Below are 13,048 nucleotides of genomic sequence, written 5' to 3'. Positions count from 1 at the left end.
ACCGCGAAGGCCGCGGATTTGACACGTCGACCGTCACGAACCCGAAGGTGAAGCGGTAATGCGTTCTCACGCAGCAGTCGACGACAATAGCCAGCCTTTCCTGGCGGCCACTGCCCGCGAAGATTTCTGGGATACGACCCGGCCGCTCCTGTTCCTGGGAGAGTGGTGCCTGAAATTCGAGCGCCGGGCTGCAATGCACGATCTCCGGATAGCCGGTACGGTGTCGAATCCGTACAAGGATGCCGAGCTTGTCCAGCATGCCCTGAAGCGGGTAGGCGAACTGGTCGAGCGCACGCTGGCCGCGCTTGGCGCCCGGCTGAATGCGCTGCACGGCATCGAGCATGCCCCACGATCGTGGCGAATACTTCTCGGCCCCTGGCTGCAGCTGTATGTTTCGACCGCCTACGACCGCTACCTGCATATCAAGCAGGCACAACAATCGAGCCCCGGTTTCACGACCCTGCTGTTGTCGGAGAAATCGTTCACGGTTCCACGCGACACCCTCGAATTTGCCTGCCTCCTTTCCGAAGACACTTACAACCTGCAGCTGATCTCTAAACTGCTGGTCGCACTCGGCGAAGAATTTCCGGACAAGGCGATCGATGCCGGTCCCAATACCTTGTACGGGAAGCTGTCGGGCAGTTCATGGAAATACCGGGCTGCGAGCAAAACCTTGAGCCTGGTTGGCCGGCTCAGTTCGGCGCTTCGTCCCACTGTGCTGCTGCGCACGACCTACCTGCCACGCCAGGTGGAGATGAAGCTGGCGATCAAGAGCTTCGGCCGGATACTGCCAGTACTGGACCCGGCGTCGGCGCCAGAGGACCTTGGCACCGACGCCGCCAGCCGCAGGCAATTGCAGGCTCTCGATCTCGGGGACGGCGAATTCGAAATGTGTCTCGCGCGAATGCTGCCTTCCGACCTGCCGCTATGCTTCGTCGAGCGGTTTGACGACATCGGGCGCGCTGCATCGACGATATATCCCAAACGCGTCAGGGCTGCATTCAGCGCAAACGCCTGGTATTACGACGAAGCCTTCAAGAGAGCCGCGGCCCGCTTCAGCGAACAAGGTTCGTTGCTGCTGGGGACGCAACATGGCGGCAATTATGGCGCCTTGCTCAACATGCCCAGCGAGGACCATGAAACCGCCATCGTCGACCGATACTACTCATGGGGATGGCAGCGCAAGGATTGCCGGGCAGAGGTGGTGGCCATGCCAGCCAGCAAACTGGTCGGACGCAAACCCGTCGGCGTCGACAATGACAAGCAGGGGATCTTGTGGGTAGCGACTTCCGCCTCCCGCTACCTGACCCAATACCCTTTCGTGCCTTCGCAGTTCCGGGACTATCTGGACTGGCAGCGGCGATTTGCCGAAGCCCTCCCGCCAAGGCTGATGCCGGCGGTGCGCTTCCGCCCGCATTACGAGGACTATGGCTGGGGCATCACGGACCGCCTGAAATCCAGCGTGCCGGACATCCGCATCGAATCGTGGCAGGAACCCTTCACCAACAGCCTCGAGAACTGCCGGCTGTACGTGTGCGACCATTTGTCGACCACCTTCGTCGAGGCGCTATCGGCAAACAAGCCGGCGATCCTGTTCTGGAACCCGGCATCCAATGAATTGCGCCCGGATGCACGCCCCTTCTATGATGCCTTGCGCGAATCGGGCATCCTGTTCGACACGCCAGAAGCCGCGGCCAGTGCGGCTGACATGGCCTACGACGATGTGGAATCCTGGTGGCTGGCGCCGCAACGACAGCGGGCGGTGGACCGGTTCTGCAAGCAGTTCGCACGCACATCGGACGATGCGCTGGCCTTGTGGAACGCCGAGCTGCGCCGGGTTTCTGACCAGCCGTTGTCGTTGAAAACCTCCACCTGCTAGTGCCAGTGCATCCTGCCCATTCCCTGAGGACCAGGCTGCTGGTATCGATCGGCAGCAACATGCTGCGCGCCCTGCTCGGGTTCGCAACCGGCGTCCTGATTGCCCGCGGCCTGTCCCCTTCAGGCTATGGCAACCTGATGTTCCTGCTGGGCAGCTTTGCGGCGATCCGGTCCTTGCTCGACCTGGGCAGCTCGAGCGCGTTCTACACCTTCCTTTCGCAGCGCGCGCGCGACCGGCGGTTCTTCCTCCTGTATTTCTGCTGGATGGCGGCACAGTTCCTGCTCACCTTCGGCCTGGTGGCACTGATCATTCCCTCGTCGATGCTCCAGAAGATATGGCTCGGACATGAGCGGGGAACCATCCTTCTGGCCTTTGTGGCGGCCTTCCTGCAGCAGCAGTTGTGGCCCATGGCAGGGCAGATCGGGGAATCGATGCGCAAGACCGTCAAGGTCCAGCTGATGAGCCTGGGCCTCGCATTGACCTACTTTGTCGCCGCCGCGATCTTGCTGGGCCTGGGGTTGCTCGGCGTTCAAAACGTCCTTTGGCTGCTGGTCATCCTGTATGCTGGCGGCGCTGCGGTTTCCTGGGGCGTGTTGCACGACCCGTCCGCAAGCCGATCTCCGTCAGCCGAAGCGAGCGAACACGTCCTGCGCGACTATGTGCGCTACTGCAGGCCGCTGGCAATACTTGCCGTGATCAGCTTTCTTTACGACTTCGCCGACAAATGGATGCTGCAAAAATTCGGCGGTTCCGTACAGCAGGGATACTTCCAGATCGCGGGCCAATTCGCAGCCGTCAGCCTGCTCGCCACCACGTCCATCCTCAGCATCTTCTGGAAGGAGATTGCAGCCGCATCGGCGGCCGGCGAACATCAGCGGGTCGAACGACTGTACCGCAAGGCGAGCCGGGCGCTGGTTACGGCCGGCGCAGTCCTGACCGGGATGCTGATTCCCTGGGCGGAGCCAATCGTCCGGCTGGTGCTCGGGACAGCGTATGCCGGCGCTTGGCAGGTGCTGGCCATCATGTTCCTGTATCCGATCCACCAGGCACTTGGCCAGATCGGCGGCACAACATTGCTGGCCACCGGGCAGACAAAGCGCTACCTTGCAGTCAGCGTCAGCATGATGCTGCTTTCCATTCCCGTGTCGTACCTGGTACTGGCACCGGCGGCGCAAAGCGGAATCGGCGGGCTGGAACTGGGCGCCGTCGGCATGGCGTGGAAGATGGTCCTCTTGGGTGTGGTGAGCGCCAACCTGCAAGCCTGGGCGATCGCGCGCCTGAATGGATGGCAGTTCGACTGGATCTACCAGCCACTGGCGATATGCCTGATGCTGGCGCTGGGTTTCATGGCGAAATGGTTGTGCCAGCTGATCTGGCCGTTCGGCGACATGCACCTTGCCAGCATGGTCGTGGCCATGATGCTGACGGGCGCGTTCTACCTGACGCTGGCCGCAGCCGCTATTGCAGGCATGCCGTGGCTGGCGGGAATGACACATGAAGAAGCGAGAAAGCTGATGAAAGATTTGAAAGCAGGTGTTAAGGCGAGGTTTGCATGGAGTTGACCGAGGTACAGTTCTGGGAGGACTACTGGGCAGGCTGCAAGCTTCCAAGCGAAGTCGACCAGGATTTTTCGTTCGAGCGCTGCGTGGCGAGTGCCATCAAGGAGCATCTCCCACCGGTGACGGGCGATGTGCTGGAAGTCGGATGCGCGCCGGGCAAGTGGCTGGCGTTCATGGCCAAGGAATTCGGCCTGACGCCACACGGAATTGAATATTCGGAGGCCGGTAGCCGGGCGACCCTGAAGAATTTCGAACTGCTGGGCCTGCCATCCGGGCAGGTGCAGTCGGGTGACTTTTTCAAGTTGCAGCCCGGTCGCCAATATGACGTAGTCATGTCGTTCGGGTTCATCGAGCATTTTTCCGACGTCGACTCCGTGGTGGAGTCGCACCTGCAATGGCTCAAACCCGGCGGCGTGCTGATCCTCGGCGTGCCGAATTTCCGGGGTATCTATCACCCGCTGCAACGGGTGCTGGATCCGGGCATCCTGGACAAGCACAACCTGGAGATCATGCGGCCCGAGTATTTCAGGCACCTTGCGGTGCGTTACAATCTCACCCCTGATTTCATCGGATATGTCGGCTCGTTTGAGCCGTCCCTGCCAATAGCAAAACCGGGGAGCTCCCGCCCCGCGCAGCTGTTGGTGCGGGCCTTCCTGCGGGTCATGCGCAAGGTTCGAAACCTGCACATGCTCGACACGATCAACCATCCCACATTCAGCTCATACCTGCTGTCGATATACCGCAAGGGCCCAACGAATTGACAACCCGCCTGCTGATCTTCACGGAGAATTACGCCCGCGGCGGCGGCAACCGCTACATGGTGGACCTGGCCAACTCCGTCGCCGCCGATTTCGGCGAGGTGGAGTTCGCATCCAACGCCGGCGGCATCTATGCTGAAGATCTTGCACGCCTGTCCCGGACGGCGAGGACAAGAAACGCCTTTTTCGTCACGCGCGCGGGAATCAGCCGCCGCACCGCAAACTTGCCGCGCTGGCTGCAACCTGTATTGCGCACGGCGTTGACCGTGATCGAACCACTGCTGATGCTGCTGAACGTGATTCTGCTCGTGGCGTTGGTCAAGCAGGTCCGGCCCTCGCTCATCCTGGTATGCAACGGTGGCTATCCGGCGGCACAGGCCTGCCTGGCCATGGTACTGGCCGGCCACCTGTGCAAGGTCGATACCACACTGAGCATAGCCAGCATGCCCGCGCCCAGGCGCTCACACATGCGGCTTTACGAACGCATGCTGGACCGCCTGGTCTGGAAGTCCTGCAACCTCGTGGTGGTCAATGCCCGCGCCATCGTCGAAGCGCTGGTCTCGATGAGAGAATTGCCGGTAAGCAAGGTTGCAATCGTCCGCAACGGCATCGAAGACCTGCCGGCGCAGCAGGCAGCGGGCGCACCGCAAGATGCCGGGGAGCTCGTAATCGGCTGTGTCGCGCGGATGGATGTAATGAAGGGAGCGCTGCTATTGATCGAGGCTTTCATTGAACTGGCACCGGAACATCCGCACCTGCGACTGGTGCTCGCCGGCGAAGGCGATGCCTCTGCTCGTATCGCGCAAAGGGTGAAGGAGGCTGGCCTGGAACACCGCGTCAGCCTGCTCGGCCATTTCAGCGGAGATGTGGACAAACTGCTGAAAACCTTCGACGTGTTCGCTTTCCCGTCCCTGTGGGAAGGCTTCCCGTATAGCGTAGTCGAAGCGATGCGGGCTGGCTGCGCAATCATTGCCACCGACGTCGGAGGTATTCCGGAAGCTATCGAAAACGGACGCGACGGCATGCTGGTGACGGCCGGATCAAAAGATGCGCTGCTTGCCGGAATCCGGACCATGATCTCCGATGAGCAGTTCAGGAATCGGGTCGCGGCGAATGCGCGCAAGCGGTTCATGACCGAATTTTCGCTGCCCGAGATGCATCGCCGGGCGCGCGCAATATTGATGGCGGCACAATGAGCAATCCATCCGCTCTCAAACTACAGGGCCGCCCATGACAATCAAGGCGGCCATACTTGGTGCGGGATTCATCGGGATGAACTTCCTGCGCCATGCGCTCGACCTCGGCGGCGTGCTTCATGTCCTCGACCATAATCCGCCCCCGCCCGACCTGCAGGGCAAGCTGCGCTGGACCATCGGCGACCTGGGAGATGAGCAACAAGTTGCCCAAGTGCTTGACGGTGCCGATACCGTGTTCCACTTCATCTCCAGCACGGTACCAGGCGACCAGGTAAACATCGCCTCCGAATTGCAACAGAACGTTTTCCAGACCCTGCAATTGCTTAACCTTTGTGTACAGTTGCGCGTTCGCCGGATTATTTTCGTTTCGTCATCATCCGTATACGGCGTGCAGGACACCTTGCCGATTCCGGAGACGGCGGCGACCGATCCAATCAGCGCGCACGGCGTACACAAGCTGACCATCGAAAAATACCTGCAACTGTACCGGTACACGCATGGACTGGATTGCAAGATCCTGCGCTTGAGCAATCCCTACGGCCCGGGCCAGAACGTGCACGGCCGCCAGGGCTTCATTGCCATTGCGATAGGACGGATCATCGAAGGGAAAGAGATTGCGATACGCGGAGATGGAAAGATCATCCGGGACTTCATTTATATCCAGGATGTCTGCCATGCATTGCAGGCAGCGGCGACGACCCTGTCGGACGAACGGATCTTCAACATTGGCTGCGGACAGGGCTGCACGCTGAACCAGGTGATTGCGACCATGGAGGACGTGCTGGGCAGGAAACTGAATGTCGTGCATACCGAAAGCCGCTTCGTCGACATACCGGAAAGCGTGCTGGACATCAGTCGGTCACGCAATGTTCTTGGCCTGCCGCCTGCATTGTCGCTGCGCGAGGGCCTGGTCAGGACGCTATCGCATCACGGCCTGATCTGATCCAGGCGAGACCGTGATGATTTTGATTTCGAGGAATTCTCTGGAATGAGCAGTCAAGCAACCGAGTCCGTGATCGACGGGCTCCAGATCCACGACCTGAAGCAGATTGCCGACCAGCGAGGCGCGGTCCTGCACATGCTGCGCACGGACAGCGCCGGTTTCGCCGGATTCGGGGAATGCTATTTTTCCGAAGTTGCTCCCGGCGCGGTCAAGGCATGGAAGCTTCACCGGCGGCAGACCCAGAACCTCGCCGTTCCCGTCGGGACGCTGCAGCTGGTCGTGTTCGATGACAGGAAAGGTTCGAAATCTGAAGGCAGGCTTCAGGTCATGAAGCTTGGCAGGCCCGACAACTACCGGAGAGTCACGATCCCGCCCGGACTGTGGTACGGATTCTCCTGCCTGTCCGAAGTGCCCGCACTGCTCGCAAACTGCGCCGACATTCCCCACGACCCGCAAGAATCGACGACACTCCCGGTGGACGATCCCCGATTTCCTTTCCACTGGCCTTCAACCAAAATCAGCGACCAGACCGACAAAACATGAAAGTTGTAATCCTTTGCGGCGGGTACGGTACCCGCATCCGCGACGTTGCGGACGATATCCCCAAACCAATGATCCCGATCGGACCTTATCCGATCCTGTGGCACATCATGAAATACTACGCTTCCTTTGGGCTGCAGGAGTTCGTGCTGTGCCTGGGCTACAAGGGAAATGCGATCCGCGAATTTTTCCTCAACTACGAGGCTTACACGCGGGACGTGACGCTTGAGCTCGGGAACACGTCCGCCATGTCGTTCCACAGCCATCATGCAGAGTCGGACTGGAAGGTCACGCTGGCCGATACCGGACTTAATGCGATGACGGGCGCGCGGATCCGGAAGATTGCACGTTACGTGGGCGATGACGATTTCCTGCTGACCTACGGCGACGGCGTGGGGGATATAGACCTGAATGCCCTGCTTGCATTCCACCGCAGCCACGACAAGGTCCTGACCGTCACCGGCGTGCGCCCGCCCGGCCGCTTCGGCGAATTGCGCAGCGAAGCCGGACTGGTCACCGAATTCAACGAGAAGCCGCAAGCGACCGGCGGCCGGATTTCCGGCGGCTACTTCGTCGCCAACCGGCGCCTTTTCGATTACCTCGGCGACGGTGACGATCTCGTGTTCGAACAAGAGCCGATGCGCCGCCTCGTCAGCGAAGGCAACCTGATGGTGTATGAGCACGACGGCTTCTGGCAACCAATGGACACCAGCCGGGAATACCAGGTACTGAATTCGCTGTATGCACAAGGGGAGGCCCCATGGGTACGATGGTGATGGCAGACGCCCTGCAGGCGTATCGCGGCAAACGGGTATTCATCACCGGGCACACCGGCTTCAAGGGCTCGTGGCTTGCCCGGATACTGACCCAGCTTGGCGCCGAAGTGACTGGCTATGCGCTGCCGCCGGCGACCGAGGACAGCCACTTCGAGCGGCTTGGCCTGCGGCACCAGATCCAGCATATCGAGGGTGACATCCGCGATGCCGGCCACCTCGTGGAGGCGGTCCGCGCCTGCGCCCCGGAGTACCTGTTCCACCTGGCGGCGCAAGCGCTCGTGAAGCGTTCCTACTCCGATCCGGTCGAAACCTTCAGCACCAACGTGATGGGATCGGTGCACGTGCTGGAAGCGGTGCGTGCCACGCCCTCGATCAGATCGCTGGTCTACATCACTTCCGACAAGTGCTACGAGAACCATGAGTGGATCTGGGGCTACCGCGAAAATGACCAACTCGGCGGCCATGATCCGTACAGCGCGTCCAAGGCCGCGGCGGAAATAGCGTTCTCGGCCTACTCGCGCTCCTTCCTTTCGCAACGGGGCGATCTCGGGGCTGCCACGACACGTGCCGGCAACGTGATCGGGGGTGGCGACTGGGCAGCCGATCGCATCGTGCCCGACTGCGTGAGGGCGGTGGCCGCAGGCAAGGAAGTCCTCCTGCGCAATCCGCACGCAACGCGGCCATGGCAGCACGTGCTGGAGCCGCTGTCGGGCTACCTGTTGCTCGGAGCCTGCCTCCACGAAGATCCGAAGGGCTACGCCGGGTCATGGAATTTCGGGCCTCCGTCCACGCAATGCCGGACGGTCGGGGAAGTCGCGCAGACGCTCGTCACCCGGTTCGGGACGGGCGCGGTCGCTGTCGAGAAGGGGGTGCAACAGCAGCACGAAGCGCAATTGCTTCAGCTGAACTGCGACAAGGCACACCAGAAGCTGGGCTGGTATCCGCGCTGGAATATCGAGCAGACGCTGACTGCCACGGCGGACTGGTACAAGTCGGTACTGGACGGCGAAGACGCGAGCCAGGTCACCGGCCGCCAGATTCGCGAGTACTTCCCTGAAATCAACTGATGCCGGCAGGCGAATGAAGTTACTGGTAACCGGAGCGCGCGGCTACGTCGGTGGCCGGCTATGTCGATTCCTCGCGGAATACAGCTCGCACGAGGTCGTGTGCGGCTCGCGCAGTGCCATCCACGGCATGGCGGGAGCATTCGCCGCCGCGGTCACCGACTGGTCCAGTGAAGAAAACCTGTACAAGGCTTGCGAGGGCGTAGAGGCAGTCGTCCACCTGGCGGCCATGAACGCCGCCGATTGCGCTGCCGACCCTGCCGGCGCGCTGGCGATGAACGGTGTCGCAACCGCGCGCCTGCTGCAGGCGGCGAAGAAGGCCGGCGTGCGTCGTTTCATCTACCTGTCCACTGCGCACGTCTATGGCAGCCCGTTGACCGGCACCATCAGCGAGAACAGCTGGCCGTGCCCGGTCCACCCCTATGCAACCAGTCACCGCGCGGCGGAAGATATCGTCCTCGCTGCCGACAAGCTGGGGCAGATCGAAGGCATCGTGCTGAGAATGTCGAATGCATTCGGCGCACCTGCCGACCCGGATGCCAACTGCTGGGACCTGCTGTTCAATGACCTGTGCAGGCAAGCGGTCACAACCGGCAGCATGACCCTGCATTCAAGCGGCATGCAGCGTCGGGACTTCTTGCCAATGACCGATGTCTGCCGGGCCATCCTGCATTTCCTGGACTTGCCGCTGGCCCGACAAGACCGCCGTTTGTTCAACCTGGGCGGGAACTGGAGTCCGACGGTGTTCGAAGCTGCCAACATCGCTGCCGACCGCTGCGCGACCCTGCTGGGCGCACGACCGTCCGTGAGCCGGGTGCCGCCGGCCGTCGGCGAAGTGGCGGCCGACCTCAGCTACGTGACGGATGCCCTGCAACAAACGGGGTTCCGGCTCACGGCTGACCGCACGGCCGAAATCGACTCCCTGATTTCCTTCTGCATGAAAACCTATGGCGTATCCGCATGACTGAACGGCTGGTATCGATAATCATCCCGACTTACAACAGCGCGCCGCTTCTTTCGCGGGCGCTGAAGTCGGTCGTCAACCAGACTCATCAGGACTGGGAAGCGCTGGTTATTGACAACCACTCGGCCGACAATACCGACGAGGTGGTCGCCGGGTTCGCCGACCCGCGCATCCGGCTTCTGAAAGCCAACAACAAGGGGGTCATCGCAGTATCCCGCAACATCGGCCTCGGACAAGCCACCGGCAAGTGGGCCGCTTTCCTTGATGCAGACGACTGGTGGCTGCCAGAAAAACTGGCGCTGTCGCTGAACAGCCTGCAACAGGGTGCCGATATCGTTTACCACGACCTGCTCAGGGCCGGCCCCCGCCCTCATCCATTCTCGAGGCGCGTGATCAGGACCCGGGAATTGACCAGGCCGGTCTACGACGACCTGGTCCTGCACGGAAACGCCCTGCTGAATTCCAGCGTTGTCGTGCGGCGCGACCTGCTTGCGGCTGTCGGTGGATTGTCGGAAAATCCGCGGCTGGTGGCAGCGGAAGATTTCGAGTGCTGGCTGCGACTGGCCCGCCGCACCGAGGCCTTCTGCCGCATACCGGGGCGGCATGGCTACTACTGGATAGGCAACAGCAACACCTCGTCACCAACCCGTACCCTGACTTGCCTGGGCGAACTGCGCTCGCATTACCTTGCGCCGGATCCGGCGACCGGTGCCGCCCGTTCTCCTGGCTGGCTTTCCTTCGCACTGGCGAAGGCGCACTATGACCTCGGCAATCGGGAAGAAAGCCTTGCCGAACTCGCCGTATGCCGGGCACATGAAGCGCCCGCGTTGGTTCGCATGAAGGCAGCGCTGCTGAGGACACTGATCGCGATGGGCGCAGGATCGAAACGCCAATGAACACACCGACGCGCTCCTCACCAGCAGCATCCGGCGCCACCGATCGCGGAATGGACCTGTCCGCGGCCACCCAGCCCAGCTTGGCCACGACTGCCGGCGCGATATGCCTGTATGGCTTCTTCCTCCTGCTGCCGCTCACCTATGCGCTGCAGGTCCTCACGGGGCGAGCGGAAGTGGCGATCCTGACCTACGCACTCCTGACACTGGGAATTGCCCAGACACTCTGGGCTAATTTCAACCGTGACTCTATCCGGCTACCGCATCAGTCCTCATCGGTGCAATGGCTTCCGCTGGCGTTCACTTTCATCCTTGTCCATCACTTGATCTCCGTGGCGAGCGCGACGATTGCCGGGGATATCGACCTGCCCGTGCGCGGAATGCTGCTGTTCACCGTGCCGTTGCTACTGTTCTGGGTGGTACAGGTGATGCGGCCGACCCGCTTGAAGATGCTGCTGGTCTTGCTGGCGGCAGGTGGCCTCATTGTCGCCGTGGAGATGATTTACGAAAACTTCTCGGCTCGGATCCTGCTCAGGCCCACGGCGTTCCAGATCCTGAACCACGCTTATGCTACCGCCCGCAACAGCAGCGAAATGACGCAACTGCTTGGCATTGCCTATCGCCCCCCGGGACTGCTGGAGCACCTGCATGCGGTGACGATATTTGCGGCATTGGCAGCATACGCGCATGCGGTGCTGTACTGCCTTGAAGGCCGCTGGTACTGGCTGCTTGGCATGGCCGTGTGCGCATCTGGACTGCTCCTGCATGGGGTGCGCCTGCCGGTCGCCGCTGCAGCGGTCGCGTTTACCTTGATCGCATGCGTGTTCGCATGGCGGGAGAAGGACCGGATCATCCGCCGCCGCGGACTCGCCGTACTTGCCGTGATGGTGGCGCTGGTCCTGATACAACTTTTCGTGGATCCGCTCGGCACGTCCCGGGACTACTACTGGACGGCGCTTCGCCATGGCGATTTCCAGGTTCCCAACCAGACTGGCCTTCAACTGGTCCATCAAGAGGCAAGGACGCTATATACCCAGTCTGAATGGGGGAAACTTTTCCTGGGGCAGTCCAGCGACTTGCAGGGTGCGCTGCTTGGACACGGCATTATTGGATGGATGCAAGGCGCTTCCGGCTCGAGCGACGATTTGTTCGCGCTCGCTCTCCTTGCGCAATACGGCATTCTCGGCGCCGCAGTGTTCTTCGGCCTGCTGGCAACGACAATTTATCATGCTGTTGCCGGCCTGCTCCGGACCCGCGACATGGACGCAATGAGCCGGGCGCTGCTCTATTTTTCGGCTGGCACGCTGGTGATACTGGCACTCAGCATTGCGCACAGCGGCGTTTTGCAGCGTAAAGCCATTTATCCCTTCTTCCCGCTCGCAGCGGGCTTGGCCTGGCGCTTTTCCCGGCCCAGTACCGCCCCCGGACTGTGATGGATCAGCCAAATCAGGTCCGGGTCGTCACGAAGGACGCCCCCATGCAATTTCCTCCGCCAGTACCGACGATCGCGGTGTCCGGGGCAAGCGGCTACCTTGGCACCCGCTTGATTTCAGCGCTTGTCTCCGAAGGCGGCTACAGGGTACGCGCGCTGCGTCACCGGGCGGCAGCAGCGCACGATGCTTGCGTCGACGAGTTGCAAGGGAATTTGCTGCAACCGGAAACGCTGCCCCCCTGGCTGGCACCCGGCTGCACGGTCGTCCACCTGGCCTACATGTGGCACGCATCGCCCGAGGAAAATATCAGGGCCACGTCGAACCTGGTGGATGCCTGCGCCAGTGCCGGCGTTGCCCGTCTCGTGCATGTGAGTACCGCAGCCGTCATCGGCCGCGCCGCTACTTCCTGGGTGGATGAAAAGACCCCATGCAGCCCAACCACTCCCTATGGCCGTACCAAGCTGCGGATCGAGGAAGTGATCCATGAGGGCGCCCGTCGCCATGGATTCGACCTTGTCGTGGTGCGGCCGACGTCGGTCTACGGCCCGGGCGGCGCACCGCTGATGAAGCTTTGCCACGACCTGCAGCACGCCCGATGGCAGAAAAATTACCTGAAGAGCTGCCTGTTCGGACGGCGGGCGATGAACCTGGTTCATATCGATAACGTGGTCGCTGCATTGCGCTTCCTGATCGGGCAAGCGCAAAGCCTGGACGGCGCCACCTGCATCGTGTCCGAAGACGCCGATCGCGCCAACAACTTCCTGGACGTCGAGCAAGTCATCCGCAATACGCTCGGACTCCCCGCTTACCCAGTGCCCATCATGGCGCTGCCGCCAGCAGTGCTGGCGGCGACCCTGCGTGTGATGGGGCGAAACATCGTCGATCCACGGTGCCGCTTCAGCCAGGCCACCATCGAGTCACTGGGCTTTTCGCCGGTCCGGAGTTTCGCCGACGGCCTGGCAAATTTCCTTGACTGGTATCGCAAGGAAATGTCTGCGGACAAACGCTCGAATGCCCAGCCCGGAACCGCCAATGGATGACTC

The 13,048-nt window shown here is 61.6% G+C and carries 12 protein-coding genes; all 12 read left to right on the top strand.

Features of this window, described 5'->3' with window-relative positions:
• Positions 1-58 precede the first annotated feature (58 nt).
• From FVE66_RS14200 to FVE66_RS14145, 12 genes are read left to right on the top strand one after another with little or no spacing between them, the layout of a single operon-like run.
• A complete protein-coding gene (locus FVE66_RS14200; RefSeq protein WP_151448098.1) occupies positions 59-1,879 on the top strand; it encodes an LIC12162 family transferase in 1,821 nt (606 codons plus the stop codon).
• A gap of 5 nt (positions 1,880-1,884) precedes the next feature.
• Positions 1,885-3,441, top strand: coding sequence for a lipopolysaccharide biosynthesis protein (locus tag FVE66_RS14195; RefSeq protein WP_151448097.1), 1,557 nt, complete (start codon positions 1,885-1,887; stop codon positions 3,439-3,441).
• Positions 3,432-4,199, top strand: a complete 768-nt coding sequence (locus FVE66_RS14190) for a class I SAM-dependent methyltransferase (protein ID WP_151448096.1) — start codon at positions 3,432-3,434, stop codon at positions 4,197-4,199. The genes FVE66_RS14195 and FVE66_RS14190 overlap by 10 nt, the downstream gene beginning before the upstream one ends.
• Positions 4,196-5,392: a glycosyltransferase family 4 protein gene (locus FVE66_RS14185; protein ID WP_151448095.1), complete on the top strand. Its 1,197-nt coding sequence runs from the start codon at positions 4,196-4,198 to the stop codon at positions 5,390-5,392. The genes FVE66_RS14190 and FVE66_RS14185 overlap by 4 nt, the downstream gene beginning before the upstream one ends.
• 34 nt (positions 5,393-5,426) lie before the next feature.
• On the top strand, positions 5,427-6,335 hold the full coding sequence (locus tag FVE66_RS14180) for an NAD-dependent epimerase/dehydratase family protein (protein ID WP_151448094.1): 909 nt from the start codon (positions 5,427-5,429) through the stop codon (positions 6,333-6,335).
• Positions 6,336-6,380: 45 nt separating this feature from the next.
• Positions 6,381-6,878: a dTDP-4-dehydrorhamnose 3,5-epimerase family protein gene (locus tag FVE66_RS14175; protein WP_151448093.1), complete on the top strand. Its 498-nt coding sequence runs from the start codon at positions 6,381-6,383 to the stop codon at positions 6,876-6,878.
• Positions 6,875-7,651, top strand: a complete 777-nt coding sequence (gene rfbF, locus FVE66_RS14170; protein WP_151448092.1) for a glucose-1-phosphate cytidylyltransferase — start codon at positions 6,875-6,877, stop codon at positions 7,649-7,651. The genes FVE66_RS14175 and rfbF overlap by 4 nt, the downstream gene beginning before the upstream one ends.
• On the top strand, positions 7,636-8,718 hold the full coding sequence (rfbG, locus tag FVE66_RS14165) for a CDP-glucose 4,6-dehydratase (protein WP_241673219.1): 1,083 nt from the start codon (positions 7,636-7,638) through the stop codon (positions 8,716-8,718). Before rfbF ends, rfbG begins: the two co-directional genes overlap by 16 nt.
• Before the next feature lie 13 nt (positions 8,719-8,731).
• A complete protein-coding gene (locus FVE66_RS14160; protein ID WP_151448091.1) occupies positions 8,732-9,679 on the top strand; it encodes an SDR family oxidoreductase in 948 nt (315 codons plus the stop codon).
• Positions 9,676-10,575 carry a glycosyltransferase family 2 protein gene (locus FVE66_RS14155; protein WP_151448090.1) on the top strand — a complete coding sequence of 300 codons (900 nt, stop codon included), beginning with the start codon at positions 9,676-9,678 and terminating at the stop codon, positions 10,573-10,575. Before FVE66_RS14160 ends, FVE66_RS14155 begins: the two co-directional genes overlap by 4 nt.
• Positions 10,572-12,005, top strand: coding sequence for a hypothetical protein (locus FVE66_RS14150; RefSeq protein ID WP_151448089.1), 1,434 nt, complete (start codon positions 10,572-10,574; stop codon positions 12,003-12,005). The genes FVE66_RS14155 and FVE66_RS14150 overlap by 4 nt, the downstream gene beginning before the upstream one ends.
• A gap of 44 nt (positions 12,006-12,049) precedes the next feature.
• Positions 12,050-13,045, top strand: a complete 996-nt coding sequence (locus tag FVE66_RS14145) for an NAD-dependent epimerase/dehydratase family protein (protein WP_161993278.1) — start codon at positions 12,050-12,052, stop codon at positions 13,043-13,045.
• Positions 13,046-13,048 lie beyond the last annotated feature (3 nt).

Source organism: Lacisediminimonas profundi (genome assembly GCF_008831265.1).
Classification (GTDB): Bacteria; Pseudomonadota; Gammaproteobacteria; order Burkholderiales; family Burkholderiaceae_D; genus Lacisediminimonas; species Lacisediminimonas profundi.
This window is presented reverse-complemented; position numbering and strand designations above follow the sequence as displayed.